24 protein-coding genes are annotated in these 25,238 nt (G+C 41.6%); 4 read left to right on the forward strand and 20 right to left on the reverse strand.

Annotation, left to right across the window (positions count from 1 at the left end; all coding sequences use genetic code 11):
• Positions 1–168 precede the first annotated feature (168 nt).
• From MKY93_RS16160 to MKY93_RS16185, 6 genes are all read right to left on the reverse strand, one after another.
• Positions 169–1,197, reverse strand: coding sequence for a hypothetical protein (locus MKY93_RS16160; protein ID WP_221837019.1), 1,029 nt, complete (start codon positions 1,195–1,197; stop codon positions 169–171).
• 15 nt (positions 1,198–1,212) lie between these two features.
• On the reverse strand, positions 1,213–2,079 hold the full coding sequence (locus tag MKY93_RS16165; protein WP_340760220.1) for a permease prefix domain 1-containing protein: 867 nt from the start codon (positions 2,077–2,079) through the stop codon (positions 1,213–1,215).
• Positions 2,076–2,399: a PadR family transcriptional regulator gene (locus MKY93_RS16170; protein WP_221837016.1), complete on the reverse strand. Its 324-nt coding sequence runs from the start codon at positions 2,397–2,399 to the stop codon at positions 2,076–2,078. The genes MKY93_RS16165 and MKY93_RS16170 overlap by 4 nt, the downstream gene beginning before the upstream one ends.
• Positions 2,400–2,537: 138 nt before the next feature.
• Complete coding sequence (namA, locus tag MKY93_RS16175; protein ID WP_340760223.1) at positions 2,538–3,560, reverse strand: NADPH dehydrogenase NamA; 1,023 nt, start codon at positions 3,558–3,560, stop codon at positions 2,538–2,540.
• A gap of 110 nt (positions 3,561–3,670) precedes the next feature.
• The gene (locus tag MKY93_RS16180; protein WP_340760225.1) at positions 3,671–5,983 is read right to left on the reverse strand and encodes a penicillin acylase family protein; all 2,313 of its coding nucleotides are present in this window, start codon (positions 5,981–5,983) and stop codon (positions 3,671–3,673) included.
• Positions 5,984–6,228: 245 nt separating this feature from the next.
• Positions 6,229–6,783: a DJ-1/PfpI family protein gene (locus tag MKY93_RS16185; RefSeq protein WP_078818448.1), complete on the reverse strand. Its 555-nt coding sequence runs from the start codon at positions 6,781–6,783 to the stop codon at positions 6,229–6,231.
• A gap of 151 nt (positions 6,784–6,934) precedes the next feature.
• Here MKY93_RS16185 and MKY93_RS16190 point away from each other — a divergent pair, with 151 nt between their 5' ends.
• From MKY93_RS16190 to tnpB, 3 genes are all read left to right on the forward strand, one after another.
• Positions 6,935–7,111 carry a hypothetical protein gene (locus tag MKY93_RS16190; protein WP_340760227.1) on the forward strand — a complete coding sequence of 59 codons (177 nt, stop codon included), beginning with the start codon at positions 6,935–6,937 and terminating at the stop codon, positions 7,109–7,111.
• A 1-nt stretch (position 7,112) separates the two neighbouring features.
• Positions 7,113–7,268 (forward strand): hypothetical protein, encoded by a 156-nt coding sequence (locus MKY93_RS16195; protein ID WP_340760229.1) that lies wholly within the window; start codon positions 7,113–7,115, stop codon positions 7,266–7,268.
• Between the two features lie 209 nt (positions 7,269–7,477).
• Complete coding sequence (gene tnpB, locus MKY93_RS16200; RefSeq protein ID WP_340760231.1) at positions 7,478–8,635, forward strand: IS200/IS605 family element RNA-guided endonuclease TnpB; 1,158 nt, start codon at positions 7,478–7,480, stop codon at positions 8,633–8,635.
• A gap of 71 nt (positions 8,636–8,706) precedes the next feature.
• Here tnpB and MKY93_RS16205 read toward each other — a convergent pair whose 3' ends face one another.
• From MKY93_RS16205 to MKY93_RS16225, 5 genes are all read right to left on the reverse strand, one after another.
• Positions 8,707–8,928 carry a hypothetical protein gene (locus MKY93_RS16205; RefSeq protein ID WP_340760234.1) on the reverse strand — a complete coding sequence of 74 codons (222 nt, stop codon included), beginning with the start codon at positions 8,926–8,928 and terminating at the stop codon, positions 8,707–8,709.
• Between the two features lie 11 nt (positions 8,929–8,939).
• The gene (locus MKY93_RS16210; protein WP_340760236.1) at positions 8,940–10,235 is read right to left on the reverse strand and encodes a purine/pyrimidine permease; all 1,296 of its coding nucleotides are present in this window, start codon (positions 10,233–10,235) and stop codon (positions 8,940–8,942) included.
• 137 nt (positions 10,236–10,372) lie between these two features.
• Positions 10,373–12,730, reverse strand: coding sequence for a penicillin acylase family protein (locus tag MKY93_RS16215; RefSeq protein ID WP_340760238.1), 2,358 nt, complete (start codon positions 12,728–12,730; stop codon positions 10,373–10,375).
• Positions 12,731–12,865: 135 nt separating this feature from the next.
• Entirely contained in the window at positions 12,866–13,660 is a 795-nt protein-coding gene (locus tag MKY93_RS16220) for a VLRF1 family aeRF1-type release factor (protein WP_078818452.1), read from the reverse strand.
• 101 nt (positions 13,661–13,761) lie between these two features.
• Positions 13,762–14,394, reverse strand: a complete 633-nt coding sequence (locus MKY93_RS16225) for an alpha/beta hydrolase (RefSeq protein ID WP_078818453.1) — start codon at positions 14,392–14,394, stop codon at positions 13,762–13,764.
• A gap of 116 nt (positions 14,395–14,510) precedes the next feature.
• Here MKY93_RS16225 and MKY93_RS16230 point away from each other — a divergent pair, with 116 nt between their 5' ends.
• Complete coding sequence (locus MKY93_RS16230) at positions 14,511–14,723, forward strand: hypothetical protein (RefSeq protein WP_009498570.1); 213 nt, start codon at positions 14,511–14,513, stop codon at positions 14,721–14,723.
• A 40-nt stretch (positions 14,724–14,763) separates the two neighbouring features.
• Here the strand turns inward: MKY93_RS16230 and MKY93_RS16235 are convergent, their stop codons facing one another.
• The 9 genes from MKY93_RS16235 to MKY93_RS16275 form a co-directional block, all read right to left on the reverse strand.
• Entirely contained in the window at positions 14,764–17,967 is a 3,204-nt protein-coding gene (locus MKY93_RS16235; protein WP_078818454.1) for a hypothetical protein, read from the reverse strand.
• Entirely contained in the window at positions 17,964–18,653 is a 690-nt protein-coding gene (locus MKY93_RS16240) for a hypothetical protein (protein WP_078818455.1), read from the reverse strand. Before MKY93_RS16240 ends, MKY93_RS16235 begins: the two co-directional genes overlap by 4 nt.
• Complete coding sequence (locus MKY93_RS16245; protein WP_078818456.1) at positions 18,616–20,007, reverse strand: hypothetical protein; 1,392 nt, start codon at positions 20,005–20,007, stop codon at positions 18,616–18,618. The genes MKY93_RS16240 and MKY93_RS16245 overlap by 38 nt, the downstream gene beginning before the upstream one ends.
• Positions 19,983–21,185 (reverse strand): DUF2399 domain-containing protein, encoded by a 1,203-nt coding sequence (locus MKY93_RS16250; protein ID WP_340760245.1) that lies wholly within the window; start codon positions 21,183–21,185, stop codon positions 19,983–19,985. The genes MKY93_RS16245 and MKY93_RS16250 overlap by 25 nt, the downstream gene beginning before the upstream one ends.
• 185 nt (positions 21,186–21,370) lie before the next feature.
• A complete protein-coding gene (locus MKY93_RS16255) occupies positions 21,371–21,604 on the reverse strand; it encodes a hypothetical protein (RefSeq protein ID WP_340760247.1) in 234 nt (77 codons plus the stop codon).
• 79 nt (positions 21,605–21,683) lie between these two features.
• On the reverse strand, positions 21,684–22,634 hold the full coding sequence (locus MKY93_RS16260; protein WP_340760249.1) for a bile acid:sodium symporter family protein: 951 nt from the start codon (positions 22,632–22,634) through the stop codon (positions 21,684–21,686).
• A gap of 195 nt (positions 22,635–22,829) precedes the next feature.
• The gene (locus MKY93_RS16265) at positions 22,830–24,233 is read right to left on the reverse strand and encodes an MATE family efflux transporter (RefSeq protein ID WP_340760251.1); all 1,404 of its coding nucleotides are present in this window, start codon (positions 24,231–24,233) and stop codon (positions 22,830–22,832) included.
• 186 nt (positions 24,234–24,419) lie between these two features.
• Positions 24,420–24,542: a hypothetical protein gene (locus MKY93_RS16270; RefSeq protein WP_281250678.1), complete on the reverse strand. Its 123-nt coding sequence runs from the start codon at positions 24,540–24,542 to the stop codon at positions 24,420–24,422.
• A 343-nt stretch (positions 24,543–24,885) separates the two neighbouring features.
• Positions 24,886–25,008, reverse strand: a complete 123-nt coding sequence (locus tag MKY93_RS16275) for a hypothetical protein (protein WP_281250679.1) — start codon at positions 25,006–25,008, stop codon at positions 24,886–24,888.
• Positions 25,009–25,238 lie beyond the last annotated feature (230 nt).

Raw genomic sequence — 25,238 nt, forward strand, 5'->3', positions numbered from 1 at the left:
CGCCTCGGCGTGATTGGGTCTAGATTTTGAATTGTTTTGGCACAATTGACTCCTTTCAAAATCTGTGACATCCGCCGGAGGCTTTATTTTTATTCATCAGGAGTCTTTTGCTGAATAAAAATAAATAGTCTTTACAGTTTATGAAAGGACAGAGGGTGTTTATGAAAATCATTTACCAACAGATTCTAATGGTACTTTTTCTACGTTCCTGCCATCCATATTCATCCTATATAGATGATAATCTGGTGACCGTCCAGCAAAATTTCGGTCTACCATAAAATAGATTTTTGCATCGGGACCCAGTACCGGCTTTGAAGCATGTTCTTTCAACGCAGTCAGCTGCTCTGTTTGATATGTTTTCCAATTGAAAACAAATAATTCATATTCAAAAATGCCGTTCTTTCCAGTCCCTGCCACTGCCTGATAAATAATTTCTTGACGTTCGGGCAGTAAGGTGAAATCATAAATATCTTCCTCTTGGACCGGACTGCTAATTATCGACTTTCCATCCGGATCGTCTAGTGGAATCTCGAAGATACGCTGACTGGATGAAAATACTTCATCTGCCGACTCAACATTTTCATCATCGTCCATTTGCACAAATACTGATTTATCCTTAGAAGAAACTTGCAAGGATGCCATACTATATTTTTTCATATCAGTATATTGTGTATGTGTTTGTTCTTTCAAATGATAACTATGCACGTCAAAGTCATGTGGATGCTTCGAAGCGACCGGCGAATAATTCGTAAATGTTGCAGCTTGCAAATAAAACAGTAACTCTGGATTTTTCGGATCAAACGCTACTTCTGTAATAAGTGAATCTACCGAGAGTATCTGCTCATCTTCCAATGAATCCAACTGTACGACATGGATATCTGTCTCCGCATCTTGTTCCCGATCTTTATTAGTAACCGCGAAAGCCAGCCGCTTCCCATCCTCGGAAAACGTCAAATCTACAATCTCTTTTTCAACTGGTAACTGGATAAGTGGCTGTTCCTGAAGAGTCATATATAAATTCGCTTGCCCTTTTTCATAGACGACATAGGCGATTTTACCATCCGATGACACACTGTAAACTTCAGTCAGACCATTTTGTTTTTGATTTTCATCCTTGTCGAATACAAATCCGAGTACAACGAATAGAGCAGTCAGGAACGCAATGGAACCTAGTAAGAAAACTAGCGACTTTTTCATAGTGTATCCCTCCTTCTATATTCCATACACCCAGATTACTAGAGTAACGCCAATCAATAAAAGCTGCGTAATTGCAATAGTATAAGCTATTCTTTTACGTTGAGCAGCCAGTAAGCGCATTTGAACCGCATACAATAGCATCCAAAGACCGATCGGCAGCAAGAGCAATAATAATGAAGCTTGCAGCCCCTCTGAAAACCACAAAAATGCCCACAGCAAAAATAACGTGATAAAAATCAGCACAATACCCATCGTAATATTAATAAAATGAATCCATTTCGCATCTTTCTGCAAAAGCTGTTTAGAAGATGGAAAGTCATAGATCGTCGTGCGATACACTAGTATAATCGCCAGCAATACAAGGGCATAGGAAAAGAAGCCTGAAATGGTGGAATAGGGACGATCCAAGTAAGCTGACATTAAGCTGCCATAAGAGAAAATAAAGATATGACTAATCAGCAGACCGTTCATCCACAAACGGCGGTTTAACGATTGGACAGGATGCAATATGACCGTTAAAATCGATGTAGCAACGAGCACTGCCAGCACGAGCCAGATCATATGGGCATCACCGTTCATGAACAAATCCAGCAAGTAAACACTATAGGCAAAAATTAATGAAGCACTTGCAAGAATCAGCATCATCCCCCTGCGATACGGATACATTGCTTGCTGAAGCTGTTTTCCGATCTCTTTTTCATCGCCGAAATTCATCATCGCCATCTTCATCGCCTCCTCTTTGGAATAACCTTCGTTAAGTAAATCTTCATAGGAACAGTGCAGATGACTAAGCAATTCCTCGCTCAAATCCATAGATTCTTCGTGATTACTATCGGTCTGTTTCACGATACCGTTCACGAAACGCTCGAATACTTCAGTCATGTCAAACCTTCTGAACTTTTGCGGACAAGAGCGTTCATCCACTCCCAATTTTCTTGCTTATTCTCTAACGCAACTCCGCCTTCATCCGTCAGTCGATAATATTTCCTTCTGCTTCCTTCTGTTCCTTGCCAATAAGACTCCACCCAACCCTTTTTCTCCAAACGCTTTAAAGCAGCATATAAAGTTCCTTCACTCATTTCGTACGTATCATTACTTAATTCTTTTAAAACCTTGACGATTTCATAGCCGTATAAATCCCGCTGCGCAATCAACGACAGCAAAATTAAATCGATACTGCCTTTCATCATTTCCTGATCCATAATGCTTCACCTCTTTCGCATCATAACACGATGTACATCGCATTACAATGCAGATGACAAAAAAACACCTTACCGATATCTTATTCATTTCGGTAAGGCAGTGAATGAGTTATTAAATAACAGTTGAGTTTCCCATACTCAAGAAAATGTCCAACCCCGTTCATAAGGCGCAGGAGGTTCAATTTTGACGCCCAGTTCATTTGCAGCACTGTACGGCCAATAAGGATTCCGCAGTAATTCACGGGCGAGCAGGACCAGATCAGCTCGTCCATTTTGTAAAATTTCTTCTGCTTGAATCGCGGAAGTAATCAAACCGACTGCCCCTGTTGGAATATCTGCTTCTTTTCGAATTTGATCTGCGTACGGCACTTGGTAGCCTGGGAAGGCATTGATGGCTGCAGGCACTACACCACCCGAGCTGACGTCTATTAAATCGACGCCTTGAGTTTTCATCCAACGTACCATCTCTATATATTGTGTGGTATCCATGCCGTTTTCCGCATATTCTTCAGCAGAAATTCTGACGAATAAAGGTCCCTCCCACACAGATCGAACTGCGTCAATAACTTGTCTCAAGAGTCGGTATCGATTTTCAGACGAACCTCCATACTCATCTGCACGGGTATTACATAATGGCGATAGAAATTCATTGATCAAATAACCATGGGCACCATGTATTTCTATGACGTCGAATCCTGCTTGCTTGGCACGGATGGCTGCTGCTTTAAAGGACTCAATCGTTTCTTTAATATCCTCTCTAGTCATTTCAACCGGGGTTTTGTACTGCTCACTGAATCGAATGGGGCTTGGCGCATAGATATCCCCTTCTACTGTCGATTTTCTACCGGCATGAGCTAATTGAATACCTGTACGGGCATCATACCCTTTTATTAATCGAACCAGTTCGGATAATCCCTCGATATGATCATCTGACCAAATCCCTAGATCCTCATTGGAAATTCTGCCTTCCGGTTGAACAGCGGTAGCTTCTACTATGATTAGACCAGCTTGTCCCGCTGCACGGGTTGGATAGTGAACCTTATGCCAATCCCCTACTTTTCCGTCTTGATTGTGAGAAGAGTACATACACATCGGTGACATGACGATACGATTCTTGAACTCCACGCCACGAATTGTATAAGGTGTAAATAAAGTTGCCATGAAATGATCCTCCTTATTTAGCTAATATACAAAGTATATCAAAGTTCCATTAACTTTATATGATGGGAGAACTCTATCCTTCTGGATAGAATGTCTCCCTTACTGACCATTTATCCCTTTGGTACTAAACGTAAATAATAAGTGGACTCCGCCATCTTCAATTCTGTTATATGATAATTTCCATACATCCAATCAGACAGCTGGTTTGCATACCATTGACTTTTCACATGTCCCGATTGCCCAGGCCCCACAATATGATGCGCGTTAAACCGGTTAGACCAATCCTTTACGAACCGCCAGCATGCGCCATGATGAACAGTCCCTGCTTCATTAAATCCAGCCGATTGGACTGTCACTTGGCTTCCTCCAACAGGCAAAGGCTTCGTTCGATTAAAAAGTTCCTTAGCAAAAGTACTTGTTTTACTGAAAGGATGTTCAAAATACAACCGGTGATAATCGCCCCATTTCCATTCCTTCATGTTTTTCCCGTACTGAACTTCCGCACGCTTTAAGCATTTGTTGAGTGCCTGATAGAGCACCTCAGAAATTCCGCCTGCTTGTGTAACCCACACTGATTCAGACTTTTTCTGCAGTGCTTGAAACAGCATACATTCTACTATTTGTTCCTTGCCGTCAAATAAGCGCAGTGCCTCTTCAGGAATCTCTTTCTCCAATAAAACCTTCTGGATTTCACTCATCCACAAATGAAACAAAAGAGGAGCCGCCTCATTGACGCGGTCTTCAAATTTCCACTTCTCCAATATTCCCAATGCCCGCCGAATTGGCATCGTCTTTTTCATCGGCCGCAAGCAGTCCAGAAAAAGAGGGATGAACTCAGCTGCGTACAAATTCATTTTATCCATTTGCAGTCGTTTCATGTCTTGCACTGTAAAGTGGCTTCCAGCTTGCAACACTTCTTGAATGCGCAGCTGTCGATAAGGTCGCGATAATGCATGACTTATGTGATAGGGGTAGTCTTCTTCTACTTCCAATTCCGCTGTAGAAATGAAGTCTTCTACAGGATTCACCGTACGTGGAAGTTTGTCGTACGGTATAAAACCATCCCACTCAAATTCATCGTTCCAACCCGGCACCGGGAGTAAGCCATTACCTTTCTTCCGGACTGGTATACGCCCATTTGCCTTGTAAGCAATCGTCCCATCAATTGAAGCATAGACAAAGTTCTGGGCAGGTGCATGAAAGTCTTCAAGCCCCTTTTCAAATTCTCCCCAATTCGTCGCTGAATTTATTGCGATTATCGCTTCGATTTCTTTTGTTGGTTCCATTGCAGTGCACCGCAATGACAAAGCTGTATGGGACAGGTCCTGCAGAAACTCAAAGAACACGGGTCCGTGTCTCGTCTCTTGAATTTGAAATAGTACAGGAGGACTTCCTTTTATCTGAATGACTTCACTGATTAAGTGCGCTTCGTACCATTCATCATTATATAAATAGGTATACGGTTTTTCAGGATGTCTTTTTTCAATATAGAGATCTTGCACGTCGGGTCTTGTATTCACAGCTCCCCATGCAATATGCTCGTTATGCCCGAACAGAATACCTGGCATTCCCGGAAAAATAACCCCACATACATTCACATCACACGACTTTAAATGCATTTGATACAAAATAGCAGGCGTTCCAAGTGAAAAATTCGGATCAGCGGCCAACATAGGCTTGCCATTCTTACTTTTCTTTCCGCTCAGCACCCAACTGTTACCTCCATTTATGTCAGTTACGATTGGTGCGTGTTTAAAGATAGCCCCCACATTTAAAGGGTGACCCATACAATACGCAGCCGCTTCTTCATAATCACCTGCTGTCTCGGGAAGTAAGTCTTTCCATTTTTCTTCAGACAAATTATGCAATGCCCAGTATTTGAACGCTTGCCCTTGCCAGTTCCCTCCTAAATTAAATGCCATCAGTTTTCCTATTGCAATACAATCAGTCGGTGTCCACTCTTCTGGCTGATAGGAACGCAAAATAAACTCAATGGGCAATTTGCGTCTGCAAATCGCATCCTTTATATATGCATTCACCCCTTGTGTAAAAGAGTGCAAGATTTTTTTAGTCTTGACAGAATACTGCGGAAGTGACTTTTCTGCAGCACGGTATAATCCGATTGTTCGAAAGAATTGATCCCTATGAAGAGTTGATTTCCCAAATATCTCACTTAATCTGCCTGAACACTGTCTTTTTAATAAGTCCATTTGAAATAACCGATCTTGCGCTTGCACATACCCTTGTGCAAAATATAAATCATGTTCATTTCTAGCTTCAATATGTGGGACTCCCTGCTCATCCCGTACTACCAGCACCGAATTCACTAAGCCATGAATTTTTATGGTGCCTTTAGTTGTAGGAAGAGCCCGCAACATAGAATAAGCTGTCTGCCATTCACGAAACTTCTTCCATCTATACATTTTACGCCCTCCTTCAGTAAGAACCGATCGCCCGAAAGAACGTTAGCAGTATCCTTATTTACCTTATGCAAGTTTTGGCGTTCGGGAACGGCTAAAATTAGAAATTTATTAAAAATCGGCCAGTTGAAGTTAGCGAGACGTACAAGAAGCATAGAAGACGTGGAAGTTTTTCAGTTTAACTAGTTATCCTTAGAATCATTTAAAAGACGTAAAACCCAGTAGAAAGGGTTTTACGTCTTTTAGACTTACTTATTTACCATTTTCATAAACTCTCTCATTAAACCTGGCAAGTCCGGCCAAGCATGCCCAGAAACCAAGTTCCCTTCTGTATGAAGATCTTTCTCAATGTAAGTAGCTCCTGTGGCAGTCACGTCTGGTTTGCAAGCGATATAAGCCGTATACTCTCTGCCCTGCATAAGATCTGGGATCACAGATAATACTTGTGCAGCATGACAGACAGCCGCAACCGGTTTATTTTCTTCAAAGAAATGTCGCACAATACTTGGCAGTGATTCATCCAGCCGGATATACTCTGGTGCCCGTCCGCCAGGTATGATTAATGCATCATAATCAGCTGGGTTGACATCCGCAAACGCTATGTTTGAATCTAAACCGTACGCAGGCTTTTCCACATACGTCTCCATTCCATCAATGAAATCATGAGTAACTGTGTATAATTTTTTTACAGATGGGGAAGCAATCGTAGTCTCAAATCCTTCTTCTAAGCAACGATAATACGGATAGAAAATCTCCAATGCTTCAACCGCATCTCCGCCTAGAATCAATACTTTTTTGCTCATCTACAATCCCTCTCTCTCTCAATTCTGAATTATGTTCCTATTTCATTTGATTCGACATTTCAACAATGAATCCTCTTTCTTTTGATGAAAATCCTATAGTCATACATTTTTTCTAACGAAAATAGCCATATTAGAAAAAGGAGGGATCAATATGGATAAAAATATACGCCATCTTTTTCATAAAGAAACGATTAATACAGAAATCGGTTTGGATTTCGAAGCAAGTGAAGCAGAGGCCGCGCGGGTGCGTGAAAATGCGACAGGAAAAGAGTACCGGGAAGCGTTGAAAGAAACATATCGTAAAACTGAAAATAAAAGGAGTCGATGAAATGGAAAAGAAAAAGTATACAGTGGCGGGTACAGACATCGAGGAAGTAAAGAGGCTAAATGCAGAATCTGGTCCAAGCTACAATGAAATCAATGAGATGCTTACACAATGTATAGAAGAAAGAAAAAAGAACAGCAATTTAAATCAAAAGAAGTAATTTAGATCTAAGAAAGCCTGTCACCCGAATAAACGGTGTGACAGGCTTTTGATTTTTTATTATTTTCCGACAGAAGACGCCCACTTCAAGGAATGTGTAGGGCGTAGCCCAATGTGTAAGTGGGTGATGAATGTCGGTTGGCGCTAGCCAAAGAGTATGTCAGTCGGTTATAATGGGAACATATATTCTTTTTGGTGGAGGTGAATTTCATGCTGATCAACAAAGCTTATAGGTTTCAAATCTATCCCAACAAAGAACAACGTATTTTAATCGCAAAAACAATAGGCTGTAGCCGCTTTGTTTTTAACCACTTTTTGGCTAAATGGGACAGCGTGTATAAAGAGACAGGGAAAGGACTCTCGTACACTACCTGTTCCGCTGAACTAACTCAGCTAAAAAAGCAAGAAAGCACCAGTTGGTTAAAAGAAGTGGATAGCATTTCCCTTCAATCTTCCTTAAAAAACTTGGCGGACGCTTATACAAGACTTTTCAAAAAACAAAACAAAGCACCTCGCTTTAAATCAAAAAATAATGACGTTCAATCGTATACAACAAAACAAACAAATGGCAACATTGCAATCGTTGGCAACAAAATTAAATTCCCTAAGTTGGGCATGATAAAATTTTCGCGAAGTCGTGAAGTAAATGGTCGAATCATGAATGCAACGATCAGACATACTTCTTCGGACAAATACTTCGTTTCGATTCTTGTTGAAAAAGAAGTACAAGAAGTACCTAAAACGAATTCCTCCGTGGGTGTTGATGTGGGTTTGAAAGAGTTCGCAGTCTTATCAGATGGCACAGTGTATAGCAATCCCAAGTACTTTCGTTCATTAGAGAAGAAGTTGGCGAAAGCGCAACGGATTCTCTCAAGACGGAGAGAACTAGCTATCAAAAGAAAATGTAAGCTAAGTGAAGCGAGAAATTATCAAAAACAACGTATCAAAGTTGCGCGTATCCAAGAAAGCATTGCGAATAAGCGAAAGGATTACTTGCATAAAATCTCAACCGACATCATCAAAAACCACGATGTAATCGGCATAGAAGACTTACAAGTATCCAATATGCTTAAAAACAACAAGTTGGCCAAGGCGATTAGTGAAGTAAGTTGGTCAGAATTCAGAACAATGCTTGAATATAAAGCGAAATGGTACGGCAAACAGGTTGTTTCTGTAGGTAAAACATTCCCTTCAAGCCAACTTTGCTCATCTTGTGGCTATAGAAACAAAGATGTTAAGAATCTTGCCTTGCGTGAATGGAACTGTCCAGGATGCGGAGTCCATCACGACCGAGATCTTAACGCAAGTATAAATCTTGAAAAGGAAGCGAATAGACTTCTAACCGCAGGGGCTGCGGGGATAGCCTAATCACTAACTGGCGGTTACGCCGGTGATCTTAGGAATCTCCCACTTCTAAACGTAGTAAAAGTGGGAGTAGTTCAATCTTCTTGATTCAGTGTCAATCGGATATGCTTTTCACCGAGCAGAATAACATTACAGTTCCAACGCGGGTGAAAAACTAAACGATCTTGCTCATCCAACTCCATCGTCATATGAATTTCATCATCTTCTTTCGTTAAAATCGCAACCCGGCGATTCTCCATATCCATATAAGGTTTCATCTTTGGATTCATTTCGATCTCCCACTCAAAAAACTTCACGGCATTCCCTCCTAATGGTTCGCTTTTTTCTTACTACGACGTATCATAAACTGCTCAATTAAAATAGCTAAGATCGTACCTGTAATCAACCCGTTAGAAAGAGTAGAGGCGATTATGGCCGGAAGTTCTGATAAGCTTTCAGCCGGCACGAACATGGTCCCGACACCGACCATCAGACCGAACGCCACGGCCTGCCGTGCACGCTCTTTTTCTGGATCTGCATCCAGTTCATTGAATGCCATCGAGACCATTTTGGTAAAGATTGCAAACGTCACGGCATAGGCAACAGGAGCAGGCAAAGCGGCGAAAAAGGCCATGACACTAGGAAATAACGTCATGAGGACAAGAAGCCCGCTCCCAATAATGAACGGCTTGATTGAATGCATACGTGTCGTACCTACAAACCCTGCTGATCCAGATATCGGCACGGAACCAATAGCGGAAAACAAACCAGCGATCAGATGGATGAACCCTGAAGCGAAAGCTCCTTGGCGCAGCCGATTAGGCGGTGTGATATTGAACGAATGCGTCAATAAATGCTCCATAACGCGGATCGACGCCAGCATATTTGCAACTAGCAGGAATGTGATAAAAATGGCTGTAACGAGTACACCGCCATCCCATACAGGCTTCCCATAAACAAATAGTTGCGGTAATTGAATAAATTGATCCGAAACTTTCGCAACAGTAGGTGTCTTCCCAAGCAACAGAAAAAGTCCCCACCCGAATAGAATGGAAATCAACACTGCATACTTCGAAACAGTTGGTCGTTTATTGGCCATCGCAATGAACGTAATCAATAAAACGACGAAACTTCCGCCTAAAATTATGGGATCTAAATGATCTCCCGCTTCCTCCACGCCCATCATGCCTTTAATAAATGTTCCACTTAACTGTAAAATCAGCAACAATAAATAAGTAAATGTAATCGCAGGAGTAAAGAGTGCCTTCATTTTCGTGATGACTCCGGTAGCTGCCAAAATTATAAATAAAACACCACTATAGAGCATGCCGCTTTGCAATGCTTGCAGTGCATCTGTTGAAGTGGAATAAAAGATGCCAACCATACCGGCATACACTACATAAATTCCCCACCATAATCCGGCAGGTCCTTCGTTAATTGGCATACGGTGACCGAAAAATGCCTGAATGAGACAGGCGATGCCGAGTACGAAAATGGTTCGCTGCATGAATAGTGAGGTTGCTACCGCATCCATGCCGAATACGTGTGCAATTGCTATAGGCGCTGCAATAGAGGATGCGATAAGAAAGACTGTCCATTGGATGCCGCCTGCTAGATGTTTCATTTGATAATTCCCCCGATGTAACCGTGCAAATTTTGATGTATTTCAGTATACCACGCAAGCAGCCATTATGTTTTAGTTTTACAACAGTCAGACACAGACGGACAGCCATTTTCGGCTGTCCGTCTGTGTCTGCTGTTTTATTCAGCCTTCAATGTCAACACGCTTCCATTTGACACTTCTCCTGTCAAAATCGTCTCATGGAAATCACCTAACGCCCAATCCTCTGCCTGATCATGAAACCACTTGGACTTCATGTGCCCGCTTTGTCCCGGTCCGACAATATGATACGTCTTCGACAGATCATTCAAGTCCGCTACAAATCGCCAAGACGCCCCATGGTTCACTGATCCATCATCTTTAAAAGCAGCCGCCTGCACCGTTATATTCGATCCGCCAATCGGTTGCTTTTTGGGATTTAACAGCTTCTCGAATATCGGCGATGCACTAGCCAACGAATGAGGAAAAGTTAATTGATGAAAATCACCCCACTGCCATTTTTCCGGCTTATTACCGAAATCTGCTTCAATTTCTTTGATCGCATTCATGAAGGAGGAATACACCCATTGATCAACGCCTTTTTGCTCATTCAGCCAGACGCTTGCTTCGCCATTGTAACCCTTGCGTAAAAGTTCATCTGTAATCTGCCCTTTACCTGGCATCAATGCGAAGACATCTTCCGGCATGTCATCCTGGAACATCTCAAACTGCAACTGTCTCATCCATTTATGGAAAATAAGAGGTGCACTGCTTTCTTTCGAATCGACTTGATCCCAATCTTTCAGTAATTTTATACTCTCTTGATAGTTTCCGTCTTGGTCTTTCTTTTCAACTGATCCAATCATCGAGTCCAAAAACTCTGCTGCGTAAAGATTCTTTTGGTCCATCTGCAGCTTCATCATATCTTCTGCCGTGAATTCATCACCTTCTCTCAGCACTTCTGCAATCCGTTCATATCTGTAAGGCTGCGCCCAAAATTTCGTTATATGATAAGGATACGAATCATCAACTACTTCATTATTTGCCGTTGCGATGAATCCCTCATCTGGATTCACTACGCGCGGAAGTTCGTCATATGGAATATACCCTTCCCAACCATATTCGGAAGAAGCGCCAGGCACAGCTAATTGCGCATCACCTTGTTTACGTATAGGGATTCGACCGTTCGCTTTGTATGCAATTGTTCCATCTTTTGCGGCGAAAACAAAGTTCTGTGCAGGTGCATGAAAGTTCTCTAAGGCTTTCTCAAAGCTCTCCCAATCGGCCGCTTTATTCATCTTCATAATGGCTTCCAATTCCGTTGTCGGCTCAAGTGCCGTCCATTGCATCGAAAACAAAGCTTCCGGATCTTCCTCTTTGTAAATTACATCTGAAATGATCGGACCATGTCTGGTCACCACGACTTCAAATGGAATGTCATTGCCGTCTTTGACCCGAATTGTTTCGTCACGGACTTCAGCTTGCTCCCATTTGTCGTCGTAGCGAAACTTTCCTTTTTCACTTGGATGCGGGATCTCAATATAAAGATCTTGTACATCAGGACCGACATTTGTGACGCCCCATGCAATCTCTTCATTGTGGCCTAGTATAATTCCCGGTATTCCCGCAAAAATTACACCGCCTACATTTTGATCGGGTGATTGCAAATGCATCTGATACCAGATGGAAGGCGTACTCAACCCGAGATGCGGGTCATCCGCCAGGAGTGGCATGCCAGAAGCAGTCTTTTCTCCTGAGACAACCCAGTTATTGCTGCCATTGAATTCAGGAGGTGATAATTCCGGGAGAAATCTTCCCGCTACTTCCACTTGGTTCTCTTTATTTGCTGTCATGATTGACTCTGCGTTTTCAGGATACGTAATGAATAACTCTTTTGCTTTCTCCTCAGAAAAGGCATTCAGAGCCCAATGTCGAAATGCTTGCGGCTGCCATTTACCGCCCAAGTCATAGGCCATATATTTGCCAATCGTTAATGAATCTTCCGGAGTCCAGGTTTCTGGTTCGTACCCAAGAAGTTTAAATTCATAGGATAGCTTGTGCGTGTCTTTCGCTTCGTTAATAAATGCATTGACACCTTCTGCATACCAGTTCAACACCGCTTTTGCTTGATCACTATAGCCATCATATGAAGCTTCTGCGGCTGCCCGCAAACTAAACGTGCGGAAGAGCTTATCATTAGCAACAGCTGCCTCCCCTATCACTTCTGCTAATCGGCCACTCGCTTGTCGACGGGCTAAATCCATTTGAAATAAGCGGTCTTGCGCTTGCACGTATCCTTGAGCACGGTAAAGATCCTCATCAGACTGTGCTTTAATATGTGGTACACCATCCTTATCTCGTGTGATCACTACATCTTGATCCACAAATGTCACCTGATGCTCACCGGCGATTAAAGGTTTCGACTTCGATATGTAAGCGTTTGCAAATATAGCAAAAATAACAGCTATTAACGCCAACAAACTGATACTCCATAATGCGATCTTTCTTCCGCGCCCCATTTTCCATCCCCCTTTTAACTATCATACTATGATAGTATTCTAGAATTATTTGTATATTCCTTTAATAATGGGAACAGCGCTAAAATAAAAAAGACATACTGCTTATGTCATGAATAAGCAGTATGTCGTAAATAATTAGCGGGATTCAAAGATTTTTTGGATGATTTGATCGTTTTTCGTTCTGCCGAAGTTCTTGTGTATACAACTTTCTGGTTTCTCTCGCAAGGTGGAAGCAAAACTTTTGGCGAGTTCTGCCTCACCTGCAACATGAACTTCCTTCCAGCCCCTTTTGGATTTCATTTTCCCGACGATTGATCCCATCTCTTTATAGAAACGTCCAAGGTTCGCTCTTAGACGCTGGTCAAATTCGTCTGTATGTCCTCCTACGCCACGCTGGATTGAAGACTTAACCCCTTTCTGCTCTTTCCAGACGTCAAGACCGGAGTCAAATTCATAAACCGTCTCATCTCGGATCCTTCCCATCGCAGTGTCCAAAATTCGGACCTCTCCGTAACTTGGGAGTACAATTCCTGACTCAGGGTATGCTTTTAACATATACTCCAGTTCGTCCGTCATCGCATGATTTTCCCAATGAAAACTTGTTTTGACTGCTACTTGGACAAAATGAACAGACCAAATCTCCGGCTCGGCCGCCGCAAAAATTACGGCTCCTTTCGCCAATTCTCCCTGGTTATGCTCAATTTCTTTCATGACTTTGTCTTTCACCAAGCGAAAAGCAGTCAACTCTTTTTCATCACCAGAAGCGACAAGATATTCATCCAGCCGCTTCAATCCAGACTTCAGATGAATTCTCCAAGCAGCTTGTTGCTGGTCAGGATCTGCAGGATTCGTATTCAAGTACACCGATAGTACACACCGATCATCACAGCGAAACGCCTTCAGCTTTTTTAATTCTTCGCTTACATTCATCCGATCATCCTCCTCATCATTCCCTCAGTTATAGCATGCCCACTGAGCGTGGAATTACAAGAGTACTTTTTTTCAAACTCTATATGTGCACATTTGAAAGGTCAGAATTGTCCCAGCTTTAAAAAGCGCACAGTCAGATCTGCAACTTCCCTTTGGTGGTGGATTTCTTTATGTCCATAAGGCACTGAAATAAAATCCGTTAATCCAGGATACTGAACGGAAGCTAATTCGATGCGTCCGTCATTATCACCTTCCAGTAATTTTCCGAGCCATAAATGATTTCGTGTCCCGGCAATTGCTCCAATAGGACAAGGAGGATCATTTGATAAATTCAATTGTTCTATATAGGTGGTATGCAGGGAGCGCAACGTTCTGAAATATTGTGTGTAACCGACTATTTTGCTTGCAACATACGCAAGTTGGCTGCCATGGTTCGGTGTAGCAATTTGGACACATCGACCGATCGCTGCCAGGTTATCAGTTTCTTTTAGAACTTTTCGTATTAACAACCCGCCTGTACTATGCCCAACCAAGTGAATTCTTGCATCCTTATGCAACGCCATTTCACTCAACACTTGTTCCACTAAAAGGACAGACTTATCAAATTCAAGACGTGTTAACGGAAGATTGAGGGAGCGACAATGATAGCTTTGTTCTTCTAAATAAGTAGAAAGTGTCTTCATATCACGAGAATTTTTATTGAAACCATGAAGCAAAAGAACTTGATCATTCACGCGATCACCTCTTTAATATTTATCCACTATAATTTTTCCGAATACCTATGGAAGCGACATCCTCTAGAATAAAACGCCTGATTCTGTCCATAGTACTCTTTAGGAGGTGTGCCGTCATGGGGAATAAAAACAACAAGAAAACAATGAATGAACGAACTCACAATCCATTAGATACGTATCAAAACAAAAGTAAAGACGCCAGCAATAGTAACAACAATAATCCGAACGACAATTTAAATGAAGAATTATCCGCCGAATTCGATGCAAAGGCCAAAAACAAAAATAACAAAACAAATCATGATAAGAATCAATCTTCCAACAAAAGATGATCGGCAACTTGCCGCTCTACTGATTTTCAGTTAGCGGCAGTTATTTTTTACGGATTTGAACTCCCCTGACCTTACTTTTCATTTCCTTTGGGTCATGAGAAATAATAAACGCTTTAGAGAATTGATTATAGTAGTCATTATCATGTGCTTTTGGAGAAAGGATAATCAGTTTTCTTTGCAATTTATTGGCGTACATTTTAAAAACCGTAGCTTTTCGTGTTTCATCCAAGGCACTGTCAAATTCATCCAGAACTATAAAACCTGCCTGGTTCTCTAAATTTTGGAGAAGTGAGAGCGCAAATAATAAAGAACTTAATGATTCTTCTCCCCCTGAAACGCCTTTACCCACTCGCCCGCCTCTGGCTTTTAAGCTCACATCCTCAAACTTTCCCAGATGCCCTTCTTTACGGACATAAATAAATAATTTGAAGACCGGCCTGTCTTTTTTATCCGTAAATTTCTCAAATTTTATTTGACTTTCGAATTGAAATTCTCCCATATATTGCTGGAAGAGTAAGTTGATCTTCGTTACTTGCATCTCAATCGCTGTTTCCAATCGATGTTCATTTTGAATAGCACGTTCTTCGTTTTCTTCCAGAAGATTTTTCGCTGAATGCAACTCCTCTTCCTTGCGTAGCACCTCTTGTTCCAACGTCAGAAAATTTTCTATCGCGTTCTGATCGATTCCCTGTTCATTACGTGCATTTTCAAAACCAACCATCGCCTGGTTTTGTTTGACTGTGAGAGTATATTTGGATTCTTGCAGCTGTTCTTCCATTAAAGCTTGATCCACTAATTCCGGCACGAGTAATCTGAGATCATTCAATTGTTCTTTTTGCTTCGTCTCGTCTTTGGACAATGCGATTCGTTCATCTTCTTTTTCAGACAGTTGATTGGCAATCTGCTTTTTTGTTCGTTGATTTGCTTCTGCTTGATCTTTCAAGTCGATAATCTCTCTTTGCAGTTGTCTTAAACTATCTTGAAGACGATCCAATTCATCTTCATATGCTTCAACTTTATTTCGTAATACAATTAGCTCTTGTTTTAAATGCTTTAACAACTGTTGTTGTTTCTGTAAACGTTCAATTTTTTCAGAGTGCTGGCCGAATTGTTCATAGACTGCCAAGTATTCTAGCAATACACTGACCACGCCCTCTTGTTTAATCTTCTCCTTCCAAATCTCTTTCGTTTCTGTTTCATATTCTTTTTTCTGTACAACTAAATGAATTTGCTCTGTTTTCAACTGCACAAGCTGTTCGATACGGTATTGCTGGTCTGCCTTTAACGAAAGAAAGGCTTCTGCTTCCCTTACTTTTTGAACATCCGCATTCCATACACGAAAAGTTTCATTGTCTTCATTTGACTGCAGAGAGAGTGTATCAATTTCCTTTTGCATTTCTTCAATTTTCCGTATAAGAAACTTTTTTCTTTCTTCCAAAGCTCGTTTACTTAAGATATACGTATTCCGTTCTTGCGGACCCCTTGTTCCACGCGTATCGACCAACCAATTTTTTTGAATCGTTGGCTGTTCCGAAGTAAAAAACTGTTCAATCCACCAAAGAACACGTGTTGCATGATTTTGTTCTTTTTGAGAAAGCCCTTCTTGCATTTGCAAACCAAGATTAGGTAAATCTATAATAACCCGATTCGGAATGAGTTTTTTCAATGAGACATGATAAAGATCATTGATCGGCTGACAGCTTGCCGCATCGTAAAAAATGGTGTATTTAATTGTATCGAAAAGACGCTCATTTTCAATTGGTGTTCGGTCCATCAACTTAATGAAATGACGTAAAGTGAACGCTTTGATATTTTGTTCTTTCATATGGCGAATGGCTTCTTGCTGCCGCTCAGATTCAATTTGATTCTTTTCCAACATTGCCAATTCGTCTTTGAATATGCGATGTTCAGCCTGTTTCTGTTCTAGCAGCTGTTTTCTTTCTTGTAAGGAATGGTTTAAGTCAGCAAGATCTTTTTCTAATTGATAGCTCGACAAATAGCGATTCATTATTTCTGTGTGAATCTGACTATTTTCTTCCCACTGTTCAATAGTTGCTTGTAATTTTGATTCTCTTTGCCGGTACTCTTCTATTGAATGCCCTGCTTTGTCAGTCAGCGTCTTGAGCTGTTCCTCTTTTCTCGTTAACGTCTCAACTTGGTCGTTCGCCGCAGCGAGTCGATTCCTTGTTTCTACTTCTGGATAAGGTAATTTCGAATACGCTTCTTGCAGAGTACTTAATTCACTTTGTAAGGTGTCGACTTCCTCCCTCACTTCTTCTATTTTTTCTTCTTGCTCATTGGCTTGTACTTTGGATTCTTCCAGCAGCTCCCCCACTTCTTGTTGTTTCTCCTGTAACTGTTGAGTATTTGAATTCTTTTCTTCTAGTTTTCCAACGAATTCCTGTGCCTGATCATCTACTTCCTCTAACTCCAGTTTGCGCTCTTCGATATATTTTTCGACCTCTTTGCGTTCATTCTCAGCACCTAATTGAAGTGCATAAGTGGTGGATGCAAACAGCACCCCATTCTCAACAATTCGTTTTTGATTGTTCTTGAAGCGATCTTTATTGTTTCTGGCGACTGATAAAGTAAACTCATGTTGCTTTTGTTGATTCGTTGCGATGACATAAGCTTCCCGTGCCTCTTTTACAATTTCCAGACTCGTCTCCCAATCTTTTTGAATCCGATCAATACCGTGCATTTCACTAAAGATACGGAACCGCTCTTCAGGAGCCATGACCGAAAATTGGTTAACTTCTTGCTGGTACCAAATTAAGTAGTACAGATCGGGATGAATTTTATATTTGAATTGTAGCTCTCTTTTATATGCACTGAGATTATTTTTATTGGCGTCACCTGAGCGATAGGTTTGCCGCAATTCCAGCTGTTCCATTTCATCGCCGTCATGAACTTCGTAACGCAGTTTGATTGGCTGCTTCGGCGGTTGCTCGCATATTAGACGGAATTCAATGAAAAGAGGGCCATCAATACGAGATAACCCTTCGTTCTTGAATAAAAAATGGATCGCCGCTCTCCATGTCTCGTCTTCCGAAATATTTTGCGACTTCAAACCTTCAATTTCGACCTTACTGGAACGCAGAACCGCACCCATGCAAAATGAGATGGTCGACTTTCCCGCACCATTGGGTCCTGTGATGAGAATATGTTCGTCCGCATTTTCTAAAATCATCTCTTCCGCATCGTAATCTCGAATACCTGAATACCGTAATCGCCAAGGGATCACAGGAACCCCTCCCTCTCGTACAAATTATAACGATTAAAGAATTTCATGACGTCTTCTTTTGACAATTGATTGGAATGACTGAATTCTACCATCCTATGCAGAAATGAATCCGAAAACATATGAACTCCAATCGCCGTTAAACAATACGCATCCTCTTTCCCCGATTCTGTCTGGATTTCGAGTGCGCCTATTTTTCGTAATGTATCGATTGCTAACTGAATGCGGCGGCTTCCTTTCTTTATCTCATGGCCGAACGCTTCCAGTAACTGGGTTAATAATGTAAACTCATGCTTCAATACTTCCTGTTGATAAAACATGAACAACAGTACTGCGAGTGCTTCCTCGGACAATGTATGACGGGCAGAACGGGCAGGAACCCGCAACATAGCGACTACCTGATCCCGTTCTTCATCATAAATCAAACGATAATATCGACCAACGGCTTGGTTTACACGTGATAAAAAAGAATGAAAATAAGCGTCTTCTTTGGAAACGCCCAATAACTTTTCCACTTCTTTTCGGGATAGACCAAAATTATTCGCCCGGATGGTCGCACTCGAAGAAAAGAGAATGGACAAAAACGTTTGTTCTTCTCGAGTAGTTAAAATACTGCGCAATAACTGTAAACTGTTTAATGAGTAGTCCTCGCTATTCTCTTTTTCGAATGTTGAATTTTCGGTCGTCATCTCGAATCCACTCCCATTCTTTATCTAATTCTTTTACGTGTTGCTGCAATTTGATCTGCACCTTTTTATTCGCTTCCATAGCAGCAATTCCAAGAAGTTGGCGAATGGCATCTCCCCATTCCGCTGAACTCGTCTCAATCATTGTTTCTTCTATTCCTGCCTCTTTTTTCTCGGCAAGATATTGTTCAATCTTATCTGTGTCGATACTCGCTTTCGTTAACAACCAGCTCGCCTCGTCCACTAAATCGTCTATCGATTGTACTTCCAATGTTTCTCGCCTGAACTCTATGTCGTGTTCCTCTTCAATATCCGCTACGACAGGCTCATAGTTTTCCAGAAAGTCTATTCCGCTTTCAATATCCATAGGTGACAAGGGACTAGCATATTTTACGGGAATCCAGATGCCATCTAACTCCTCCCCCTCGTACTGTCCCTGTTCCATAAAGCTAAAGAGCTGGTGTGCATTCGGAATTTCCGATTCCACAGGCGGATGAAACATTTTCGTAACGAACGTCCGAACTTTTTCAGGAGAAATGGCAGTTTTGAGCGGCGTTTGCTGTACATTCATAAACTGAAGATACTTATTGACCATTCCAAGTGACAAGCTTGTACCTTCAGCAAGTACTCCAGCTCCATTTTGCATTAAATGGCTTAATACAAGACTGTCTTCAATTGTTTCGAACTGATTAAAGCGTTCATGCAGCTTACGTTCCAAATCTTCCATCAGCGTATGAATTACTTGTAATTGCGGCAAGGCGTTGCGATCCGCAAGCAGTTCCAATTCCCGCTCTTTCAACGTTTCATTGGCCTCTCTGACATTGCGGATCATACTGGCGATGACATTGCCGCCTGAAATTCCTTTATCGTCATATGCTTCACTGATTTCCGCGTCTCTCCTCGCCTGAAACAGTGAACGACCAATGTCATCCTCTAAATAATACGCAAGGGAATCATTTGCAAGCCGAGTCAAAGAGTGCATCATCCGTTTCCCAACGCTCATCATTTTAATTTGCTGGGTTTGTTTACTGATCCAATTATTGCTTGCAAGTATCGTAACAATTTGATCAACCCGCGATTTAGACGGCGGCTCTTCATCACGAAAACGGGACTGATATCGGTAGTACAGCGTCTCGGCACTATCAATCGGTTCAGTAAGACCGTATGCCTCTTCGTGTATCAGTTCAATAATCCGTAAAAAGCGAAGCATCTCCAATGGTGAATGGAAGACAGCTTCAGAAGACAGATCTTTCATCACACCGGCTAATGAAATAATATCTCGCATAGCTCGTGCCATTTCAGGCTGCTGTTCATCCGTATTAAAGATAGATATTATCTGCTTATCCACTTCCTCCATTCGGCTGGCCCCCTTAACGTCATTTCTTGTTCTGCTTCGCTAATCGTTTCTGACCATTCAACATATTCTCTAAAGGATGTGAAGACATTTCCTTCATTGCCTATAAAACGTACAGATCGTCCTTCTGTAAAATTCGCAATATCTTTAGCAATAATCCTCCCCGCGGTATCATAATCTACCCATATTACAATCTGCTGAATAGAAGAATTCCGACAGAGCTGCTGAATTAATTTTCGATGCGCGCCCCGTATTTGTCCATCTACTCCGATGATCAGCGAAGAGGTATCCTTTAGAAAATCAACTTCTTTTGCCATTCTAGTCAGTACCGCACGGTTTTCTACCAACCATAAAACTGTTGCAGTCGTTACATAACTTTCATCTGTCACGGCTATTTCCGTTGTGGCATGAACAGTACCGATTGAATATTGCGAGAATTCACCCGTTAGATTTCCTGCAAAAAAGATTGGAACAATAGAACCTGTACTGACAATGCCGATTTCACTTATCGGCGCATCGATCCATTTTTCAATCCGACCTATAAAGGGCTCACGATAGGCATCAAACACTTTTGAACCGCCAATTCTTTTGTAATAGACGGCACCGATTTCTTTGAACTCCATATGAGATTGCTGTCTTTTTAACTGCAGATAAGCAATAAGGAACTCCGTAAACTTCCGCACTCTTTCTTTACCCCAAGATTCCTCGTCTTTTGGTTCTACAATGAATTTTTGCGCTTGGTGAATGAAGCTATCCTGAAGTACCGATTTAGAGATTTCGAGCTCCCCAAGTAATGTTTGACGTAATAATTCATCGGCTTCCATCACTCCTTGCCTTTTTAGCCGTTCGTATTCCGCTAACCCAGGCCCCATACGGTAGCTTGAACTTAAAGGTGTTCTGCCATCTGATTTAAACCGTATTTCCTGAACTAACCACCCTTTAAGAAGGGCTTCTTGTTTCAACTCAGCTGAAAGAGGTAAAGAGTTTCTGCGAGAATTTGGCTTCAGATTCATTTTTACGATGTCCTCCGTTGGATGAATATCATATTCATCAGACGCCAATACGTTGCCTAATATTTTGTATGTACGAGCAGTCCATTTTTGAATTTCCCATTCATTCTCGCCAACCTGTTGAATCGACTCTCCTGCTTTGCAAATATGGGTTTCCAAAAACACTCTCACCGTTTGCATAACGTCATGTCCTCTCGCTTTTTTCTAACTATTATGAAGATGTAAATAAAGGATATCACATTTTAACGGTTGCTGGAATTTGAGAGAGAAGAAAAACCGCCGCAAACTCTCTATAAATAAGAGCGCGACGGTTTCCTGCCGTTAATATATTTTGTAACTATACTTTTCTCGCCAAGTTACCTTGTGAATTTGCCGCCGAATTCTTTCATGATCTGTTCTACTTCAACGACATGCTCAGGTTTCAAACAAGCTTTCATTCGTGGCATAAACTCGAACAAGTACGCTTGATCAAAGCTTTTGTCAGCTTGTTTTTGGAAACTCTCTTTTAACAATTCTTGAACTTCATCCATTTTGTCTTCCTGTACACGTTCTAGTATAAATTGATGGAATTTCTGTTGTGCAGGGTTCAATATAATTCCTCCTTGTACTATAGGTATTTAAAGCAATATGCTGTTACATACCCCATTCAATTTCTTACTTTTACTTCGTTTACACGGTCGGTGCATAACGATTTCTATACAATTCAACGACCTTACTATAGAGTGAGGCGAGCACTTGTTGAAATAACATACCGAATACAACCGGCATGGCTACTTTCGCCGGGAAATAAGTCGTGGCGATTACAACGCCAATTGCAATGTTGCGCATCCCGCCGACATACATGAATGTAGTGGCAGTAACCGGATCTCTCCAAAATAAATGACCCATCGCAAGAGCAGCTGCATAACCGGATGTCGCGATAAACAACACGAGTAAAATAGTGCCGACCAGTTCCCACGAAATCACTTTAACATACGGAGCAACCGCGCTTCCATTAATTGCGACAATCGCGAACAGGCTCAGTTTAGAAAAAGGCGCTAATTTGGGACTCAAAGTGGACTGGATCTTCCCTTTGGTCCATTCATTCAGTAAAATTCCAAGAAGCGTCGGCATCACAATCATCCACAACAAATTCAGGATAAGTGAGGTGGTTTCCACCGCTATCCTTTCTCCAGCCACTACATGAAGAACTATCGGCATCACTAGAGGAGCCGATAACGTATCAATCAGAATAATTGACAGGCAGAGTGGCAGATTTCCTTTCGAAATCGTTACCCAGATAACACTTGTTACGCCAGTCGGAACCGCCACGGCCAATACGAAGCCAACCGTCAGCAAGTGATCATCAAAAAACAAAATGGACAGTAAATACGCCCATGCAGGCATCAAGATATGCAAAAAGGCAATGCTCACCAACACAACACTTGGATGCTTCACGACCATGCGAACTTCTTTTACATTCATACCTAAGCTTCCAACAAACGTCATAAACGCAAATAGCCAAGATACAAGAAATAACAGGTGTTCTCCAACTTGATGAAACAGCACGCCAATAAGTAAGCTGAGTGGTGTTAGAATAGCGATCCATCTTTGCAGCCAAGTATTTAAATTCACTAACATGGAATACTCCTTCTTTATCGCAATAGATAACTCAGAATTCCAACAATATATAGTGTTAGTTTAGCATAAAGATCATCCGTACAGTCATGTTCTATTTTCTAACAGCCCGCTTAAAGGTGAAGGACTTGCTCCTAATTTTTCTCATTAAATGAGAAAACCCATAGCTTAAATCACTATGGGTTGAATCCTGTTCATTTATACTACATCCGGTTCAACCGGTGTGTCAATTAGCGTTTTCTGAGAAGAAGAATCGACCAATGCATATCGTTCCCACACCCGGCTCTTCCAACGCACCGCCATGCTGATTGCCCGTATCCATTCGTCCGTTGCAATAGCGAGCCATATGCCAACAAGCCCTAAATCAAGCACAAAGACAAAGAAGTAACCGAGTGGCAAGCTGATGAGCACCATAGATATCGCTCCCATCAGTACCGGAAACTTTGCATCGCCTGACGCGCGCAGTGAATTAATGATCACCATATTCACTGTACGGCCTGTTTCAAGCAGACAAGACAGCAACAACACGGAGGCTCCAAGCTGAATGATGGCTTCATTATCCGTAAACAACCGCATGAGCGGATAACGAAGCGCCATTACAATTACTACCATGAAAGCAGTAAATGCAAGCGCACGCTGGAGCGAACTCCATACTTGGCTGTACACTTCATTCTTCTCTCCACTACCGACCAATCTGCCTGTAATGATGGAGGTACCGAGTCCGATCGCCAAAGCAAACAAATAACTGAACATCGACACATTTGTTGCATACTGCCGAGCAGCAAGGGCTTCGGTTCCAAGATAGGTCACATAGTAAAGGAATACAATTTGGCACGCCTGATAAAGAACTTGCTCAAATGCAGAAGGTAAGCCAATTTGGAGAATTTGAGTAATATATCGCTTTGACCATTTGAAATAAAATTGGAAGTCAATGCGATAATCCAAAACTTTGTACAATAACCATAAAAAGAACAACACGGCTACAAGACGGCTTCCAACAGATGAAATCGCCGCACCTTTTACACCAAGTGCAGGCATTCCGAACTTCCCAAAAATCAATGCATAGTTCCCGATCACATGGATAATGTTCATTCCGAGTGAAACAAACATTGTCTGCTTCGTAAATCCATGTACTCGAATAATTGCTGCAAGCGAGTTAATGATCGCCTGCAAGAAAATCCCGCCACCGACAATAACTAAATAAGTCTCCGCATGAGCGAGGATATCACCCTGCAAATTCATAGCACGCATCATCTGACTCGTGAACAGCAAGAAAACTCCACTAATCAAAAGTCCAGCCAACAAGTTGAGGGAAATAGCCATTGCAGAGATCTTCGCCGCCTCCATATAACGGCGTGAACCAAGATACTGGGCTACCACGATCGCAGCTCCATTTCCGACTACTTCTAGTACCAGAATTGCGATTTGGACATACTGATTCGCCGTCCCCACTCCAGAGACTGCGTCATCCGACAATGCACTCAACATAAACGTATCCGCTAATCCCATCAGCATAAACAAAAATAACTCAAGAAAAATCGGCCACGTCAGATGAAATAAATTCATTTTCATCCCCGGGCCGTTAGCTGCTGTTGCCGCCATCTATCTATCTCCTTCTTTACTTTCAAAATCGAAAAACAGGAATAGCTTACCATAAATTCCTCTGAGAAGATAATGATATTTCTTGGATATTTTGTGAAGTTTTTATGTATCACGGATGCTTGACGATTGAAGGTAGAAATCAAAAAACTCACAGCTTTTATAGCTGCGAGTTAGGGGGCATTTCATTTATTTTGTATAAGACAAAAGCGCATATTTACTGAAGTTTTTCAGCGCATCTGTTGCTTCTGCTTTATCTGCATATTCAAAAATCCGTACGTTTTTTTGTTCGAACAATGTGATGACCCACATGTTGTTCAGTCTCCTTTTTGGTTTGTATTTTGATTTTCTTATTGGAAACCTAGACTAATTTCTTTAACTACTCTTATCATACACTGTATTGCACGGATTGGAACCGTCTTGTGAAGGTTTTCACAATTCATTCAAACTCGAAACGCTTACATTTGAAGGCTTTGTGAATATGATGTTAATATACTTTTTTAGGAAAGAAAAAGCAGCCTCACTCAGAGTTGCTGTCCTGTGTCCACAACCTCAATGAATACAAAATTACCACTAGATTTCACAGGAGGAAGTTATACTTTACTGGGCAAAAAAACCCGCAGCACTCATAGCCACGGGTGGGGTGTCGATCCATTTATTTTGTATAAGACAAAAGCGCGTATTTGCTGAAGTTTTTCAGTGCATTCGTTGCTTCTGCTTTCTCTGCATATTCAAAAATCCGTACGTTTTCTTGTTCGAACAATGTGATAACCCACATGTTGTTCATTCTCCTTTTTGGTTTGTATTTTGATTCCCGTATTGGAAACCTGGACCAATTCTTTAACTACTCTTATCATACACTGTTTTTTACGGATTGAAACAGCCTTGTGAAGGTTTTCACAATTCATTCAAACTCGAAACGCTTACATTTGTCAGATTTGTTACAAAGGTTTTTTTGATGTTTAAGTGGTGTCCAATCTCCGAATGCATCAATAAAAGGTACCAGGA

This window comes from Sporosarcina sp. FSL W7-1283, assembly GCF_038003105.1.
Taxonomy (GTDB): Bacteria; Bacillota; Bacilli; order Bacillales_A; family Planococcaceae; genus Sporosarcina; species Sporosarcina newyorkensis.